This is a genomic window from Gordoniibacillus kamchatkensis (assembly GCF_000829455.1).
Lineage (GTDB): Bacteria > Bacillota > Bacilli > Paenibacillales > NBRC-103111 > Gordoniibacillus > Gordoniibacillus kamchatkensis.
This window is the reverse complement of sequence record NZ_JXAK01000069.1, coordinates 14,255-29,883: the sequence shown is the minus strand read 5'-3', so window position 1 is coordinate 29,883 and position 15,629 is coordinate 14,255. Positions and strand designations below refer to the sequence as shown.

General features: G+C 58.6%; 17 protein-coding genes and 2 pseudogenes. 6 read left to right on the top strand and 13 right to left on the bottom strand.

Annotated elements, in window-relative coordinates:
• The 6 genes from SD70_RS27675 to SD70_RS27655 all read right to left on the bottom strand — a co-directional run.
• On the bottom strand, window positions 1-465 hold a 465-nt coding region (locus tag SD70_RS27675), incomplete at its 3' end, for a hypothetical protein (RefSeq protein WP_041051602.1).
• Window positions 402-1,289 carry an AAA family ATPase gene (locus SD70_RS27670; RefSeq protein WP_156158225.1) on the bottom strand — a complete coding sequence of 296 codons (888 nt, stop codon included), beginning with the start codon at window positions 1,287-1,289 and terminating at the stop codon, window positions 402-404. The genes SD70_RS27670 and SD70_RS27675, both read right to left, overlap by 64 nt.
• Entirely contained in the window at window positions 1,172-1,537 is a 366-nt protein-coding gene (locus SD70_RS39500) for an ATP-binding protein (RefSeq protein ID WP_041051599.1), read from the bottom strand. Before SD70_RS39500 ends, SD70_RS27670 begins: the two co-directional genes overlap by 118 nt.
• A complete protein-coding gene (locus SD70_RS34095) occupies window positions 1,534-1,791 on the bottom strand; it encodes a hypothetical protein (RefSeq protein WP_052487961.1) in 258 nt (85 codons plus the stop codon). Before SD70_RS34095 ends, SD70_RS39500 begins: the two co-directional genes overlap by 4 nt.
• Window positions 1,764-2,828: a metallophosphoesterase family protein gene (locus SD70_RS27660; protein ID WP_052487960.1), complete on the bottom strand. Its 1,065-nt coding sequence runs from the start codon at window positions 2,826-2,828 to the stop codon at window positions 1,764-1,766. The genes SD70_RS34095 and SD70_RS27660 overlap by 28 nt, the downstream gene beginning before the upstream one ends.
• Window positions 2,829-3,141: 313 nt before the next feature.
• Window positions 3,142-4,266, bottom strand: a complete 1,125-nt coding sequence (locus tag SD70_RS27655) for a glycosyltransferase family 4 protein (RefSeq protein WP_041051598.1) — start codon at window positions 4,264-4,266, stop codon at window positions 3,142-3,144.
• 163 nt (window positions 4,267-4,429) lie between these two features.
• On the opposite strand from SD70_RS27655, the gene SD70_RS27650 reads away from it, so the two are divergent.
• The 4 genes from SD70_RS27650 (at window position 4,430) to SD70_RS27635 (ending at window position 8,235) form a co-directional block, all read left to right on the top strand.
• The gene (locus tag SD70_RS27650) at window positions 4,430-5,566 is read left to right on the top strand and encodes a GGDEF domain-containing protein (protein WP_041051597.1); all 1,137 of its coding nucleotides are present in this window, start codon (window positions 4,430-4,432) and stop codon (window positions 5,564-5,566) included.
• Window positions 5,567-5,774: 208 nt separating this feature from the next.
• The gene (locus tag SD70_RS27645; RefSeq protein ID WP_041051595.1) at window positions 5,775-6,380 is read left to right on the top strand and encodes a dihydrofolate reductase family protein; all 606 of its coding nucleotides are present in this window, start codon (window positions 5,775-5,777) and stop codon (window positions 6,378-6,380) included.
• Window positions 6,381-6,431: 51 nt separating this feature from the next.
• Window positions 6,432-6,905 carry a winged helix-turn-helix transcriptional regulator gene (locus SD70_RS27640; RefSeq protein ID WP_041051593.1) on the top strand — a complete coding sequence of 158 codons (474 nt, stop codon included), beginning with the start codon at window positions 6,432-6,434 and terminating at the stop codon, window positions 6,903-6,905.
• A gap of 508 nt (window positions 6,906-7,413) precedes the next feature.
• Window positions 7,414-8,235 (top strand): hypothetical protein, encoded by an 822-nt coding sequence (locus SD70_RS27635; protein ID WP_052487959.1) that lies wholly within the window; start codon window positions 7,414-7,416, stop codon window positions 8,233-8,235.
• A gap of 108 nt (window positions 8,236-8,343) precedes the next feature.
• Here the strand turns inward: SD70_RS27635 and SD70_RS39495 are convergent, their stop codons facing one another.
• From SD70_RS39495 to SD70_RS27615, 5 genes are all read right to left on the bottom strand, one after another.
• Window positions 8,344-8,478, bottom strand: coding sequence for an HAD hydrolase family protein (locus SD70_RS39495; protein ID WP_082053708.1), 135 nt, complete (start codon window positions 8,476-8,478; stop codon window positions 8,344-8,346).
• Complete coding sequence (locus tag SD70_RS34090) at window positions 8,472-9,113, bottom strand: HAD hydrolase family protein (RefSeq protein WP_052487958.1); 642 nt, start codon at window positions 9,111-9,113, stop codon at window positions 8,472-8,474. The genes SD70_RS39495 and SD70_RS34090 overlap by 7 nt, the downstream gene beginning before the upstream one ends.
• A 232-nt stretch (window positions 9,114-9,345) precedes the next feature.
• Window positions 9,346-10,323, bottom strand: coding sequence for an MsnO8 family LLM class oxidoreductase (locus SD70_RS27625; protein ID WP_041051591.1), 978 nt, complete (start codon window positions 10,321-10,323; stop codon window positions 9,346-9,348).
• Window positions 10,310-10,801 carry a MarR family winged helix-turn-helix transcriptional regulator gene (locus SD70_RS27620; RefSeq protein ID WP_052487957.1) on the bottom strand — a complete coding sequence of 164 codons (492 nt, stop codon included), beginning with the start codon at window positions 10,799-10,801 and terminating at the stop codon, window positions 10,310-10,312. The genes SD70_RS27625 and SD70_RS27620 overlap by 14 nt, the downstream gene beginning before the upstream one ends.
• Before the next feature lie 173 nt (window positions 10,802-10,974).
• Window positions 10,975-11,181 (bottom strand): helix-turn-helix domain-containing protein, encoded by a 207-nt coding sequence (locus SD70_RS27615; protein ID WP_041051589.1) that lies wholly within the window; start codon window positions 11,179-11,181, stop codon window positions 10,975-10,977.
• Between the two features lie 198 nt (window positions 11,182-11,379).
• Here SD70_RS27615 and SD70_RS27610 point away from each other — a divergent pair, with 198 nt between their 5' ends.
• Complete coding sequence (locus SD70_RS27610) at window positions 11,380-11,787, top strand: helix-turn-helix domain-containing protein (protein ID WP_041051587.1); 408 nt, start codon at window positions 11,380-11,382, stop codon at window positions 11,785-11,787.
• A gap of 838 nt (window positions 11,788-12,625) precedes the next feature.
• Here the strand turns inward: SD70_RS27610 and SD70_RS38745 are convergent.
• Window positions 12,626-13,453, bottom strand: a complete 828-nt coding sequence (locus SD70_RS38745) for an ABC transporter ATP-binding protein (protein ID WP_231571598.1) — start codon at window positions 13,451-13,453, stop codon at window positions 12,626-12,628.
• Between the two features lie 108 nt (window positions 13,454-13,561).
• Window positions 13,562-14,388 (bottom strand): annotated as a pseudogene (locus SD70_RS38740) (ABC transporter transmembrane domain-containing protein); the annotation flags it as partial.
• 168 nt (window positions 14,389-14,556) lie between these two features.
• Here SD70_RS38740 and SD70_RS27600 point away from each other — a divergent pair.
• Window positions 14,557-15,527: pseudogene (locus SD70_RS27600) on the top strand (glycosyltransferase family 2 protein).
• The last annotated feature ends 102 nt before the right edge of the window (window positions 15,528-15,629 follow it).

Here is a 15,629-nt window from a genome sequence, read left to right as displayed (position 1 = left end):
CAGCGTAACGCGGCGCTCGCCAGCGGCGGACGGGCGGCAGAGCCGCCCCCACGACCGCCGCAGCTGCTCGGCGTGGCGCCGCTCGTCGCCTTCACGCTCGCGCACGTGCGCCGCTTCCGCTTCGAGCCGCCGCCACTCGTCATAGTCGCGCCGAATCGCTTGCAGCTGCCGCACCGGGTCTTCCCCGGCTCCGGACGTATCCGTATCCGCATCCAGCGGCCAAGGGTACGTCAGCGCAAACGTCTGCCGCGCCGACTCCAGCTCGGCGGCCGCTTGCCGCTGCTCGTCCCGCGCCTCCTCTTCCCGCTGCACCGCCTGCTCGCGCTCGGCCTGCAGCCGGGCGCGCTCTTCGGCGAGAGCCGCCTGCCGCTCGCGATGGCCGCGCACGAGCTCGCGCTCCGTCAACGTGACCGGGCTTGCGCGCAGCGACGCTTCGTCCCAGCCGGCTCCCAGCTGGCGCAGCAAGCCGGCCAGCCGCTGCCTGAGCTCGCGGCGCTCGCCATCCAGCTGCAGCGACTCGCGCTCGCTTTGCTCAATGAGCGGAGCGCGCTCGAGCAGCTGCAGCAGAGCTGCCCGAGCGGCCACGTCCGCCGCCGGCAGCGCTTCCGCCGCCAGCCGCTCCGCGAGCCGGCTGCGGCGCAGCTGCAGACGCTCCCGCTGCGCAACAAGCGCTCGCGCTCGGCGGCGAGCGTCTCCCAGCGGGAGACCGCCGCTTCGGGAAACGCTTGAAAGACGGGCAGCTCCGCTTCTTCCCGCGCCAGCGCACGCAGCTCAAGCCACGTCGGCCGGGCCCGCAAACATTGCGCGAGCCGCTCCGCCTGCCTGCGCGCCGCCGCGCCGCCTTCCGCCAGCTGCGCCAGCGCTGCGTCGAGCGACTCCAGCTCGCGGCGCAGCGCTTCGTAGCGAGGCAACTCTTCGCCGCTGCGGCGAAGTGCCGTCTCCAACTCGTCCATCGCCTTCAAAGTGGCGGCGATGGGCTGAATGCGGCCGCGCGGCCGGTACAGCTCGTCCATTCGCTGCTGCAGCCGCTTCTCCGCGTCCCGCAGCGCAGCGCCGCCGGCGCCGAAGCCGGCGCCGTACAAATAGCTGGCGACCTCGTCCGCCTGCAGCGTGCGCAGCTCCTGCAGCTCGCCGAGGCCGAACGCAAACAGCGAACGGTACAGCTCGCCGCTCATCCCGCCGAGCAAGCCGGCCAGCAGCGGCTCGCCGCCGGCGGCGCCGTCAGCCGCCATGACGCGCACCGCGCTTTTGCCGCCGCCCCGCCCGCCGGCGCCTTCATAACGTTCCAAACGCCAAAGTTCCCCGCTCCGTCGACGACGCCGAGCGCCCCGCCGTGAAGGCCGGCTCCGGCCGGTTCGTACCGCGGCGCACCGGATGCGCGGGAAGGAAAGCCGAACAGCACATAGCGAACAAAATTCATCAGCGTGCTTTTGCCCGCCTCGTTGCGCCCGTACACGACCGTAAGCGTCCCTTCCAGCTCGAACGAAGCGTCCCGCAGCGCCCCGAAGCCGTCGACCTGAATTCGCGTCAGCCTCATGCGCCGCTCCCCCCTTCATGCGCGAGCGCATCCAAAATGCGAATCTCCGCCCGGCGCAGCAGCTCCGCCTGCCGTTGCCGCAGCCAGCCTTCTCCCAGCTTGCGGGCGATAGCCCCATCCTGCAGCAGCGGCGCTGCAGCCGCGGCAAATTCCGCCAGCGCCGCTTCGTCCCCTAGCAGCTCCCGCCCTTGCCGCAGCAGCTCGCCGAGAAAGGTCGGCTCCGCCATCAGCTCGTCCAGGCGCACGTCCGGCACCGTCTCATCCTTGACCGATTCGATCCATACCCAATCGTCCGCGCCGAATCGGCTCGCTCCCGCGCTTCCTCGCGCAGCAGCGACACCCATTCCTCTGCCCCGCCTCCGGCACGCAGCGCTGCATGCAGCGGACCGCGGCCCTCCAGCACGAGCCGGGCCACCGCGGGCCTTCCCGACGCTTCGTCCCGCACCTGCTCCAGCTCGGCGGCGAGCTCGGCCAGCAGCTCCTGCTCCGTTCGAAACGGCGCGATATCGATGAGCCGCACCGCCCAGCGCACGTCGTCCAGCGCATGAAACGTCAGACTCGTCTCGCCCGCTTCGCTCACATCGACGATATAACAGCCTCGCGCTCCGGTTTCGCGCACGCTGCGCCCTTGCGGGTTGCCGGGATATACGACCCAAGGCCGCTCGTGCAGCACTCTTCTCGTATGGATGTGGCCGAGCGCCCAGTAATCGAAGCCCCCTTCCGTCAAATCGCGAAGCGAGCACGGCGCATAATTGTCATGGCCTTCGTCGCCGTCGACGTTCGCATGCAGCACCGCGATCTGGTAAGCTCCTTCCGTGCGGCTGGCGCCGCGAAACCCGAGTGCCAGGTTGTCCCGCACCGCCGCCGAACCGAACGAGCGGCCGTGCACTTCCGCGACAACTCTGTCCCCGTCCAGCAAAGCCGGCACCGTCTCCACCCGATCCGCGGCGAAGAAGCGAACCGACTCCGGCCAGTCGAGCCGCGCCGTCCGGCCGTCCGCCGGATCGTGGTTGCCGTGGGCGATGAACACCGGCACGCCGCCGGAAGCAAGCTGCCGCAGCGCCGCCTGCAGCCGCAGCTGCGCCCGCAGCGAACGGTCGGAGGCGTCGTATACGTCGCCGCTGACGACGACAAAATCGACCCGCTCCCGCAGCGCCAGCCGGACAAGCTCGTCCAGCGCCCGAAACGTCGACTCCCGCACCCGGTCGCGTATCGACGGCGGCAGCGCGGACATGCCCCGAAACGGGCTGTCCACGTGCAAGTCGGCCGCATGCATGAAACGGAATCCCATCTCGCCACTCCTCATCTAAGCTCAATGTTTCAGGCTGCCCGAGAAAGTATGGCTGCGCTGCTAACCTAAGATTGCGGGTCTCCGGCATCGCCCACACTCGTGTTCCCTCGAATTTGAAAACATGGCAGGAACACGAGTTCAAAGGCGCACGCTACGCCCTCCCATCCTCCGCTCGCTTTCTTGGGCCGCCTGAATATTCCTTCATTATACCTCCGGTAGCGCCCCCTGGCAAGAACACCCGTTCGCCATACCGATATGAAAAATGGCCCCGTCCCGCGCCAAAACGCGGTGGCGGAGCCATTTTCGCAACGGTCTATTTCCGGTACCCTTCGTATACCGCCTTCAGCTGCCGGATAACGCGATTTAGCGAATACGTCTTCTTCGCCTTCTCGCCGGCGGCGCGAGCCAAATGATAGCGGTACGCCGGATCGAGAATAAGCTTCTCGAGCGCCAGGCTGAGCGCATGCGCGTCGTCGACCGGCACGAGCAGCCCGTTGACGCCGTTCTCGATCTGTTCGGCGATGCCGCCGACGTTCGTGCCGACGAGCGCCAGCCAGCAGAGCGCCGCCTCGGCGAACACCGAACCGAACGACTCGGCGCGGGACGGCAGCACGAACACGTCGAAAAATGGCATGAACTCTTCCGGGTGCAGCATATAGCCGTAAAATATCGTTTCCTCGTAAATGTTCAATTGGACGGCGAGCTGTTCCAGCTCCGGCCGGCTGTCTCCGTCTCCGATCAAATGCAGCACGAACGGCCGGCCCCGCTCCTTCAGCTCGGCGCAGGCTCGCAGCAGCGTGTCGAGCCCTTTCGCCGGGACGAGGCGGCATACCGAAATGAGCTGCGGCACCGCGTTCTCATGCGGGCTCGGCCGGAATCTTTTCTCGTCGAACCCGTTCGGAATAACGCCGATCCGCTCCGGATCTTGCACGTAGTCGGCGATATACTGCTTGAACGAGTGCGATACCGTCAGCAGCTGATCGACTTTCGCTTCCAGCTCACCGTAGATCGACGTCAGAAACGCTTGCTCCGGACCGCCTTCGGCGATTTTGCCGTTCAGGATGAGCTCCCGCTCGTAGCTCGAGTGCACCGTCATAATGACCGGCGTTTGCGGGTACAGCTGCTTCATGACGAGCGCGGCGATCGGATGGTGCGCGTGAATGAGATCGTACGTTTTGCGCAGCCTTAGCTTCGTCCACCACACATAGTCTTTGTACGTTTGAATGTATTTGTCAACGACAGGGCTGCCTGCATACTGCCGCCAATCGAACGTTGTGAAGGCGACGTCTTCCGTCCCTTTGCCCCGAATCCGCTTCGGCAGCGAAAACAGCTCCATCTCCCAGCCTTGCCGCTGAAACCGCTCCAGCACATACGGCACCATGGACGATACTCCGCCCGGCTGCTCCGGGGGGAAAAACAACGCTTGCAATATGTTCATGCTGCCCTCTCCTCGCTTGCGACAATCCGCTGCCTCTATTGTACCTGACTCCCAGGCCGCTTGAAAAGCAAACGTTATTCGACACGGCATGACATTTTTTGTTTAACCCGCTGGGCTGCCTCTGGTATAATAACCGTAACGACATATTCGCTCGGAGGTATCCATGACGCTTTCCGACTTGCTGTCGGGCAAGGCGCTCCCCCTTATTTCCGACCTCATCGTTCTTGTCATTTTATCGCTCATGCTGGTCATGTCGATCCGGCTCTGGCAAGACCGCCGCAAACGGGCGTACCGCTCGCTTACCGTATCGATCTGCATCGTTATGGCCCATTACGGGCTGCAGCTTTATTTTCATCTAGCCGAGCCGGCTTCCGGCGCTGCCACGTATTGGACCTCGGTGCTGAAAATCGTCTCGTTCCTGCTTGTGAACATGGGCGTTTACCAGCTGTACAACCCGACGCTGCCCCGCCACCGGGTGCTGTTCGTCTTCTTTTTGGCTCTGACGTTCGCCGTCTCGCTGCTTCACGTCTTCGTTCCGCACTGGTTTGCCGGCACTGAAGCACAGGAACGGCTGCTGCAGGATATCGGTCTGGAGCTGTACTTGTTCGTGCTCATTTTTCTCGGCTTCTATCTGATCAGCCCGTTCATCGGACAAACCGGCAAATATCAGGCGGCGCTCACCGTTTATTTCACCGGGCACATCGCGCATGTGCTGAACCAATACGTGTTCGGCGGCGAGCAGACGGCGCTCGGACTGCTTGAGCATGTGCTGCCGATCGCGTTTTATTTCCTGCTGTTCATGCTGCTGTTTGACCGTGTCGTCGAGCTGATGCATGCGATCTACAGCACCTCGATTACGGACGGGCTGACGCGCCTGTATAACCGGAAGTTTTTTGACAAGCGTGTCACCCAGTACGTACAGCGCGGGTATCCGGTGGCCGTTATGTTCAGCGACATCGACAATTTCAAAAAGCTGAACGATACGAAAGGCCACCACGTCGGCGACGAAGTGCTGAAGCAGGTGGCGGACATTCTTCGCCAGGAGAGCGAGGAGTGCGGCGTGGCGGGGCGCTACGGGGGCGAAGAAATGGTGGTGCTCGTAACCGACCCGGCCGTGAACATCGCCGAATTTGCCGAGCATGTGCGCCGCCGTGTGGAAAGCGAAACGACGGTCACCGTGTCGCTCGGCTGCTGCAAAATCCGGCGCGGCATGACTGCCGAGGAGCTCATCCGGCGTGCGGACGAGGCGATGTACAAAGCGAAGACGAGCGGCAAAAACAAAGTCGTCTCTTACGGTTGAGGCTTAGGAAAATAAAGTTCTTTCAAGGTGTTTGTAATTGTAGACATAGTAAAGCCAGGATGCGAGAGACGTATCCTGGCTTTGATTTATTCAACGAGCATATTTAACGTTAGAATAACATGCCGAAAGGTATGTATTGACAATTGAGGAAACATACTTTATATTCATATCAGTTGCAATTTAAAACTGAAATGCGAAGGAGCAAAACATGCGCAAACTCATTGTCGTAAACATTATGTCTTTAGACGGGTACTACGAAGGGCCGGGCAAGAATGTCATGGTTATGCCGATGGATGGCGCCTTCGATGCATACAATCTGGAACGGATGCAAGATGCCGATACGGTGCTGCTCGGAGGTCATTCTTACCGGATGTTTAGCAGTTTCTGGCCTGCAATGGCTACTCATCCTGATGCTTCGCCAACGAATCGCGAGTTCTCGCAGCTATACAACTTAGTAGAAAAGGTGGCCGTATCGAACGGTCTCACTCTTGAGGAATCGGCTCCGTGGCGCGATACCACAACGATCATCGGCGGCAACCATGTCTATGACGAAATCGCCGCACTCAAGCGCACTCCGGGTAAAGACATTGTCATGTATGGCAGCCGGATCCTTTGGAATGACTTGTTGGCGCATGGCTTGATAGACGAACTTCACTTCATGGTTGGCAATGTGGTATTAGGCGGCGGGACCCCCATATTCATCGAGCCGATCGCCTACAATGATCCCAAGATCAAGCTCCGTCATATCGATACACGCAAGTTCGAAGGCTCTGAGAACGTCATTATGCAGTACAATGTGGAGTATATGAGCTAAGGGATATATGAACTGAATATGCAAGGGGAGAATGGAGTGTGCTGAGGCTTCATGAATAAATTGCATCCACGCCGTTCCTATTGTCCAATCAATTTGTCCATTGAGGTATTTGGAGATTCTTGGTCGCTTCTCATTCTTCGGGATATTGTGTATTTTGGCAAGAAAACGTACGGAGAATTTGTGGGCTCAGAAGAAGGCATCGCACGCAATATTTTGGCCGATCGCTTAGCCAAGCTGACACAACACGGAATTCTAATCAAAAAAGCCCATCCATCCGATAAACGAAAAGATATTTACGATTTATCGGAGTCCGGTGTTGACGTGATCCCTATTTTGCTGGAAATGGCGGAGTGGGGAGCGAAATATACCGACTCGACGGAACAACTTCCCGTGGAGTGGCTTGAGCTTGTGCGAACACGCCGCGAAGAGGTTATTCAGATCATTCGCGAAACGGTGCTTCAAGGCGGAGCGATTTTTGCAGGAGAGAACTGTGTGGCGGCGCGGCTGCTAACGGGTCCTCGATGAGAAGGAATGGCATTAGCGCCAATGCGTGCATAATCGCTTCCAAGTAGATGATAAGCTCTCCACTGACCTATGCTAATAGGAGTGGAGAGCCTTTTCGTGTATGAGCACTCATTTATATGGGTGAAAAATGACCGGTTGCAAGCTCTTTAAAAAACACGGATTTCTCGACAGCCTGAAAGTCGTCACCAACGGTTGACGACTTTGTTTTTTGTCTGCTATGGTAATAACTGTTAGGAGATTCGCTTAGGCGAACCGATAACGGAACTGTGTTCCGTTAAGACCGGTATTTCCCGTCATTTCCCAAAATTAGCGGAACGGGAGTCCGTTATTCCCTTGCAAAACCTCGTTAAGACGGGTATGGCCGGGTCTTTTGCCCCTCATAGCGGAACGGAGATCCGTTATGGCTCTTGCTGCCTCCTTCAATTTTGCGAATAGCGGAAATTCGTTCCTTTATGCCTCAAAGGCCCGGAAATAGCCGTAACACTATATTTGAAAAAGGAGCTCCCCGGTGAACTTGACACCTGTCCGCTCTTATTACGAGGCTCAGCGCGACCAGCGGCGCTTCAGCCGTCCGACCGTATCCGCTCTCATCGTGCTTGTGCTCGCTCTGATCGGCCTCGTCTCGCTCGTGCTGGACAAGCTGACGCATCCGCAACTGTACCGGTTTGAATATGCGAAGGCGGCTAACGGCGTCGCGCTGTATACGATCCGCACTACGCCGGACAACGTCCGGCTGCGGACGATCGACTCGAACGTTACGGCAACGCCTTATTTCGGCGTGAACGGCGGCTTCTTCTGGGAAGGGGCGCTGCTCAGCATCGCTGTCGAGAACGGCCGTCCGCTCAAAGGGGAGCCCGGCGATTACGGCTCCGGCTGTTACAATACCGGCGTTGACAGCAATTTGCGGCGCGGCACGCTCGTCTGGGACGAAGCGGCGCGGCGTTTCAGCGTGCAGGTCGTTACTGACGCAAGCGAGCTGCAAGTGACGGACAAGCTGCGCTACTGGGCGCAAGGCGGCGTCAGCATGGGGCTTTCCAACGAGACCGGCTGGGAAAGGGAAATGATCGCCGAACAGATGCCGGCGTACGACGAAGGCCACAGCCGAACCGCCCTCGTCTATGACCGCGACAACCGGCTGTACATGATCGTGACGCCAACGCTGTGCACGATCGAGCAATTCCGCACGGCGATTCGCGAGAAAATCGGGGGCGGCCGGCTCGCGGACGGCGTTTTCCTCGACGGCGACGGGTCGTCCCAGCTGCAAGTTGATCACGTCCGGCTCGCGGGCGACCGGCGGCAAGTGTATCAAATGCTGGCGCTCATACGTTGAGAAAAGCTCCAATACGGAGCCCGCTCCACGACGAATGGCCCTGCCCGCGTAAAAGGCAGCGTTTCATGCCGAATCAGATAGCTGCTTGCAGTAGTTAATGCGTTCCGATTACGTAAGAAGGAACGTCCGCACGCCATATGCAATGCCGTCATCGCTCAAGCTGCGCGTCACGTGTCTCGCCTGTGCCTTGACCTCGTCCGGAGCGTTGCCCATTGCGATGCCGGTGCCGACATAGCTTAGCATTTCCAGATCGTTGAAACCGTCGCCGAAGGCGCCGCCTCCGCCGCCTTCAGGTCCAAATGCGTCAGCAGCTTGCGCAGCCCGGCCGCCTTATTCGTTCCTTCGGGGTTGATGTCGATGGCCCAGTCCCGCCAGCGGTGCAAGTAATAGCGGTCTTTCTTGTCCCCTACGTACGCCTCTTCGTCCTCAGAGCCAATAAAGGCGATGCATTGATAAATGTCCGGCGCCTCTTCTCCCGGCTGCAGCAGCACCGGCTCCCGGAACCCGATCTCCCGCTGCGCCCGGCGAAAATACGGATCGTCCAAGCGGTTCGTCAGCATCAGCTCAGCCCCGTACAGCAGCAACGTATCCCCCCGCTCCTCCGCCGTCCGCAGCCAGCTCCGCACCTGCTCCCGCGCAAACGGCGTACCTAGCACTGTCGCACCCCTATGTCCAATATGCGCCCCGTTGCATGTCACCGCCCAGTCGATGCCGAGCTCCTTGCAGAGCGGCGCCATTTCGTATTCGCTGCGGCCAGTGCACAAAGCGACAGCAATGCCTCGCCGCTGCAGTTCGGCAATGGCGCCGCGCGTCGAGTCGGGCATAAACTCCTTATCCCGCAGCGTGCCGTCGACGTCGAAAGCTACCAGTTTCACCATCCGTCTCCACTCCTTCTCTCTGTTTACCGATTCAGTATGTTTAAAGTTCATTAAAGCTATAAAGCGCAATGAAAATTATTCTGAACGGCATAGAAAGCTCCCCTCGCTTACGTAGATAGGTTCCTGCGCAAGACTTGGCGGTCTCGCCTCGTCGAATTGGTTACGACACGATAGGAGCCTTTTTGCACTAGTTTTTATTATAGCAGAGCGGACTGTCGTTTATCTAACGATATTACGTCGCGAAAGCTTCGGCGATGAGGCGAAACGACTCGAGGCGCTGCCCGTACGTTCCGGTAACCGTAACGAGCATCAGCTCGTCCGCCTGCCATTCCGCCTGCAGCTCCAGGAGGCGGCGCTTCACGTCTTGCGGGGTGCCGCGCACAAACTTGCGCTCGCTCGCGGCCGGGTCTTCCCCGCTTGCTGCGAACCTCGCCCCCTCTGCCTGCTCGCCGAACGCGAGCCGTACGCCTTCCGCGCCGGCCGTTTCAGCCGCTTCCCGCGTTGCTGCGCAAACGACGCCGACGGCAACGATCGTACGCGGCTTCGCCTGCAGCTCCGACGGCCGAAAACGTTCGCGGTAAGATGCCAGCACCGCCTTCCCGTCTTCCGCGCTCATGAATTGCCCGAAAACGTAGCCGGTTCCCCGCTCGGCGGCATATTGCGCACTCTTCGCATTCGTGCCGAGCAGCCACAGCTGCGGCGGCACGGGCGGTACCGGTCTCGCCGTCACCGGTTCGCCCTCGATCCGGTACCGGTTCGCCAGCAAATCTGCAAGGTCGTCAAGCAAGGCCGGCATGCGCCGCACTTGCTCCAAATACGTCTCGCTCAAAGCCATGGAAGCGTGCGCGTTGCCGCCGGGAGCCCGTCCGATGCCGAGATCGACGCGATCCGGATACATGGCCGCAAGCAGATGAAACGCCTCCGCCGCCTTGAACGGCCGGTAATACGGCAGCAGCAGCGCGCCCGCGCCGAGCCGGATGCGCTGCGTATGCGCGCCGATATGGGCCAGCATCACTTCCGTATTCGTGGAAACGAGATGCGGCATGTCGTGATGTTCCGTCACCCAGAAGCGTTCGTAGCCCCATGCCTCCGCCGCCTGGGCGAGCCGTACCGACTGCCGGATCGCTTCCGACGCATCCGCTTCCTCCAGTAAAGGCACGAAATCAAGCAGACTTAGCCGCAGAGAGAGCCTTTGCTCAGCTTGGTTCAACCGTCAGTCCCCCTCTTTCCGCAAAATAGCGCAGCGACGACTGCAGCAGCGTCTCCAGACGAGCGCTGTCCGCTTCGCCCAAATGCTCGACAAGCCCTGCGAACAAGTCCAGAAAACGTTGCTCTTGCTCGGCCACAAGCCGTTCCCCGGCCGCGGTCGGGCGCACGAGCGCGACCCGCTTGTCCTCGGCGCTTTCCGTTCGCGCCGCGTAGCCTTTCTCCTCCAGCACCTTCAGCTTGTGCGTCGCCGCCGCTTGCGTGATGCGGAAGGCGGAGCAGACGGCCGATATTTTCACGCCGCGCTTCCGTTCGTCCCCGCTGTTTGCGCACAACACATCGAGCGCAGCCAGAAACTGAAACTCGCTTGGGCGCAAATCGCCGACGGCTTTTCCGGACAAAGCCGCCCGGCGCAGCTGCCCGAACGACATCGCCAGGCTGCGAGCGAGCTTGCGGCGGCCTTCTTCGCTTGCTATCGTCATAGGACACCGATTCCTCCATAAAATATTTATTTAATAAAGTTTATCATATAAAGTATATGCCTGCCGCCGCGCCGATGTCAACTTCTGTGAAAAGCAAAAAAGCGCGCGACTGCGGCCGCTGCGCCTTTTTGCTTTCCCTCTGTTTTGCCCTTGTTCCGAAAAGAACGCGCGCCTCACCGGATGTCGAACAAATCTTCCACCGGCCGCTGCAGCACGTCGCTGATCCGTTTGGCCGTAGCCGGACCGACCGATTTCATCGAGCGTTCGAGCAGGCTGATGTAGGAGTGGCTGATGCCGGCCTGCCTTGCAAGCTCCCGTTGCGACATGCCGCTTACGATTCTTGTCCTTGCGAACACTTCCGATTTGGCTACAATTTTCATCTCCGCCGTCCGCCCCCGCGTTCTCGTTTTGTTCCCATGGTTCCCATTATACCATTTAATTTTACTGATGCAACCAATTTTGTTTGCACGAGTATGGGCTCTTGTTTTTCGGATTGCCAACGGTGGGATGACGCGATATGATGGAGTTGTTTACTTCTGTTTACTTTTGCCAACCACACGAAGCAGTAGGTGTTGTCGATGTATTTTTACGATCAGTTGCGCGACATGCGCAAGTTGAAGGGCTTTACGATTCGCGAGCTGGCCGACCGTTCGGGCGTGTCGGCGGCCTATATTTCGCAGCTGGAAAACGGCAATCGCGGGGTACCTTCGCCGGAAGTGCTGATGAAGCTGTCCGAAGGGCTTAACGTCTCGTATTCGGCGCTCATGAGGCTGGCCGGCTATTTGGAAGCGGAGGACAGCGGCAGCAATGCGCCGGCGGCGAAGACGCCGGTCAACTTGCGGCGCTTTTTGCGCGATAATGAGCTCATGTTCGACGGAGTCGTGCTTTCCGAGCTGGACAAGGAATGGATTGAGCGGATGCTGACCGTGCTGTTTTGGCGGGACAAGAAGCAGCAGCCGGATGCGGGCGGAAGCGGCCTCGATTAAGCAGGGAAGATTGACTTTTGCGTTGTTCCAATCGTACTGACGTGCTCCCGCTTTCGCAGCAGCGAGGATCGCCGGATTGCACCGCAGCTTGAAAAATGCCGCAGCCGCCCTAGTGAGGCGGCTGCGGCATTTTATCGCTGCAGAACCGGCCAGCTTATCTGCTTCACCGCCGCCCCTGCAACGTGTCATTATCGGTGAACCAAGCCATGTGACAATAAGTTAGCTCAAGTCTCCCAGAGTTCGGACCTCTGTCCCGGTGCTGCAGACTTATGCAAGCTAAAATTAAGACCATGTTCGCAAATCAGGGACCTTACGGGCGCTAAGGTTGAGACAAAATGAAAAACCCGGCCATCAGCGCCCCCAAGGTCGCTCCGTGCGAATTTTTGTCGCTGTTTATGGTATATTCGGTCTCTGTACGCTCATTCCGTCAAATTGGCGCTTAATTGGGCCCAGTATGACGCTGGACAGAGAACCTGTTCTTTAAGCAGAACAACCCTGCCCTAACGCGAGAAAAGCTTCTATCGAAGTCTATTCGGTAAGGATCGACCGCGTTTTAGCGGAAGCTTTTCACGCTGTACAGAATACCTGAGTTGCGCTTTATCGCTTCAACGAACTTAAAACCTCCTGAATGGTTAACCCGCCTCTATTCGACATTCCGGTGCAAGTTAAGGGAGGATTTCCCGCGACTGAAGACGGTCAGGCGACTAGGGCCGTACCCGCCAAGCAACATTGCTTTTTTAAAAGCACCTTTGAATTAGTCAGTACATATTAACTTCGTCCATACTTAGCTAATTTCGCTGCGGTAAACGCGCGCATCCAAATAGGCGGCGCAAGCCGTCTATCCTTGTGCTGCGGCTCCGAACTGCGCCTCGTGCAGCCGCGCGTACACGCCGCCGCGGGCTAGAAGCTCGGCATGGCGGCCTTCCTCGGCGATGCCGTCCTCGGTCACGACGACGATGCGGTCGGCATGGCGGATCGTGGCCAGGCGGTGCGCGATGATAAGCGTCGTCCGGCTGCGCGACAGCTCCTCCAGCGACTGCTGGATGATCTGCTCCGTCTCCGTATCGAGCGCCGACGTCGCTTCGTCCAAAATGAGAATCGGCGGGTTTTTCAAAAACATGCGCGCGATCGCGAGCCGTTGCCTCTGCCCGCCGGACAGCTTCAAGCCGCGTTCGCCGATGACCGTGTCGAGCCCGTCCGGCAAGCTGTGCAGCAGCGCCTCCAGATGCGCCCGTCGCGCCGCCTCCCAAATGTCCGCTTCGCTCGCGCCAAGCCGGCCGTACCCGATGTTGTCGCGAATCGTGCCGTTAAACAGAAACACGTCCTGCTGCACGATGCCGATCTGGCTGCGCAGCGAGCGCTGCGTCATGCGCCGGATGTCGAGCCCGTCGATCGTAATCGAGCCGCCGTCGATTTCGTAGAAGCGCGGGATGAGCGAGCACAGCGTCGATTTGCCGGCTCCGGACGGACCGACGAGCGCGATCGTCTCGCCGGCGCGAATCGCCAGGTTCACGCCGCTCAGCACTTTCGTATGCCCCTCATACCCGAACGTAACGTCGCGAAACGCAATGTCGCCGTGCAGCCCGCTTACCTCCACCGCATCCGGCTCGTCTTTGACGTCCGGCTCCGTGTCGAGCAGGCTGCAAAGCCGCTTGAAACCGGCCATCCCTTTCGGATAGCCCTCCATGAAAGCGTTAATGCGGTCGATCTGCTTGAGGAATATGTTCACGTACAGCAAAAACCCGACGAGCTGGCCGTAAGTCAGCTTGCCTTGATAAGCGAACCACGCGCCGGCGACGAGCACGATGAGCGAAATGAGCCTAGTCAGCATGTACATGCCCGACGACGACATCGAGATCGACCAGTACGAGCGCAGCTTCGCCAGCCGGAACCGCTTGTTGCCTTCGCGGAACAGCTCCATTTCGTGCGTCTCGTTGCCGAACGATTTGACGACGCGGATGCCGGAAATGCTGTCCTCGACGCGGGCGTAATGTCGGCGATGCGCGAGAACATGTTGTCTGCGGCGGAGTGCAGCTTTTTGTTGAAATAAACGATAAGCCAGACGAGCAGCGGCACGGTCACGAACGTAATGAGCGCCAGCTCCCAGTTGACGGTCAGCATAATGCCGAACGCCCCGGCGAACGTCATCATCGCGATGAACAAATCTTCCGGCCCGTGGTGCGCCAGCTCGCCGATATCGAACAAGTCGTTCGTCAGGCGCGACATCACGTTGCCCGTCTTCGTGTTGTCGAAAAAGCGGAACGACAGCTTCTGCACATGCTCGAACAGCCGCTGCCGCATGTCGGTCTCGATGTTGATGCCGAGCATATGGCCGAAATAGCCCACGATAAACTGCAAGCCCATGCTGATCAAATAAAGCGCCAGCAGCCCGGCGCACGCCCAGGCGATGCTAGGCCAATTGCGGCTCGGCAGCTGGCTGTCGACCATCCATTGCACGGCGAGCGGAAAGGCGAGCTCAAGCAAAGCCGCCAGCACGGCGCAGCTGAAATCGAGCGCGAACAGCTTGCGGTGCGGCGCATAGTAAGCGAAAAAACGGCGAATCACAGCGTCGGATCCTCCTGACCATAATGATGCTCCCATCATACGGAGCGCCTCGCACCCTCGTCAAGGGAAAGAACGAATGTAGGAAGATCGTTCGGTCCGTTGCAGGACAAAAAAAAGGAAAACCTCCCCATATTCTCGAAGTTTACACGTGGGGAAAATATCCAAATCATCATGCTGTTCTCTATACTGAAAGGAGCGGGTTTCATGCCGTTAACGCGTCTTTGCATCGTAGTGCCCTGTTACAACGAAGAAGAAGTGCTGTCTGAAACATTTGCGCGGCTTACTGCCGTCATCCGTGGTTTGATTCAAGAATCGGTAATTCATGAGCATAGCACGGTTTATTCGTTGATGACGGCAGCACCGATTCGACTTGGGATCTTATCGCTTCCGAGCATCAACGTAACGATTGTATAACCGGCATCAAATTAGCCCATAATGCCGGCCATCAAAATGCGCTGCTGGCAGGCTTAATGCATGCCAAACAGTATAGTGATTGCGTCATTTCAATGGACGCCGATTTGCAAGACGATCTTGGAGTCGTACGCGAATTTATCGCAAAGTTTCACGAAGGCTGCGAAGTGGTTTACGGAGTACGTAAGGAACGGGCGAAAGATTCGTTCTTTAAGCGGAATACCGCACAAGGCTACTATAAGCTGCTAAACGCAATGGGAGTCAAAATCGTTTACAATCACGCGGATTATCGATTGATGGGCAGGCGTGCGCTGGACTGCTTGGAACGTTTTCCCGAAGCGAATTTATTTTTACGCGGCATCGTCCCGTTAATCGGTCTTAAATCGCATGTAGTGTATTACGATCGGGCGGAGCGGTTCGCCGGCGCTTCCAAATACACGCTCAAAAAAATGTTGGCCTTTGCTTTTGACGGGATTACTTCGTTTAGCGTAACGCCTATTCGAATGGTATCCACTATTGGGTTCGGTTTATCGATCGTAAGCATAATCGCCGCAGTGTATGCGCTGATTTCAAAATTTAGCGGCCATTCCACCTCCGGATGGACGTCGCTCATGATTTCCGTCTGGTTCATCGGCGGCATTCAGCTCGTTTGCCTGGGGCTCATCGGCGAATACATCGGCAAAATATACAAAGAAGTGAAGCATCGGCCCAAATATTTCATTGAGAAGGAAGTTCGTCGCCATCAGTCCGGGAGCATGCTCTAATAGGTTTTGAGAGGCAAGCGGTTTGTCGCGCGATGAATCGGTGAAAAAATCCTCCAAAATATTTTTTATTGGTGGAATATTGATCTATTATATTGATAGATG

What these genes read in the sequence shown, in the direction of transcription:
- SD70_RS27645 (WP_041051595.1), top strand. Translation starts at nt 5,775, where the DNA reads ATGCGCAAACTCATTGTCGTAAACATTATGTCTTTAGACGGGTACTAC.
- SD70_RS27620 (WP_052487957.1), bottom strand. Translation starts at nt 10,801, where the DNA reads ATGACGATAGCAAGCGAAGAAGGCCGCCGCAAGCTCGCTCGCAGCCTG.
- SD70_RS27655 (WP_041051598.1), bottom strand. Translation starts at nt 4,266, where the DNA reads ATGAACATATTGCAAGCGTTGTTTTTCCCCCCGGAGCAGCCGGGCGGA.
- SD70_RS27660 (WP_052487960.1), bottom strand. Translation starts at nt 2,828, where the DNA reads ATGGGATTCCGTTTCATGCATGCGGCCGACTTGCACGTGGACAGCCCG.
- SD70_RS27615 (WP_041051589.1), bottom strand. Translation starts at nt 11,181, where the DNA reads ATGAAAATTGTAGCCAAATCGGAAGTGTTCGCAAGGACAAGAATCGTA.
- SD70_RS39495 (WP_082053708.1), bottom strand. Translation starts at nt 8,478, where the DNA reads ATGCTAAGCTATGTCGGCACCGGCATCGCAATGGGCAACGCTCCGGAC.
- SD70_RS27610 (WP_041051587.1), top strand. Translation starts at nt 11,380, where the DNA reads ATGTATTTTTACGATCAGTTGCGCGACATGCGCAAGTTGAAGGGCTTT.
- SD70_RS39500 (WP_041051599.1), bottom strand. Translation starts at nt 1,537, where the DNA reads ATGAGGCTGACGCGAATTCAGGTCGACGGCTTCGGGGCGCTGCGGGAC.
- SD70_RS27650 (WP_041051597.1), top strand. Translation starts at nt 4,430, where the DNA reads ATGACGCTTTCCGACTTGCTGTCGGGCAAGGCGCTCCCCCTTATTTCC.
- SD70_RS38745 (WP_231571598.1), bottom strand. Translation starts at nt 13,453, where the DNA reads ATGGCCGGTTTCAAGCGGCTTTGCAGCCTGCTCGACACGGAGCCGGAC.
- SD70_RS34090 (WP_052487958.1), bottom strand. Translation starts at nt 9,113, where the DNA reads ATGGTGAAACTGGTAGCTTTCGACGTCGACGGCACGCTGCGGGATAAG.
- SD70_RS27640 (WP_041051593.1), top strand. Translation starts at nt 6,432, where the DNA reads ATGAATAAATTGCATCCACGCCGTTCCTATTGTCCAATCAATTTGTCC.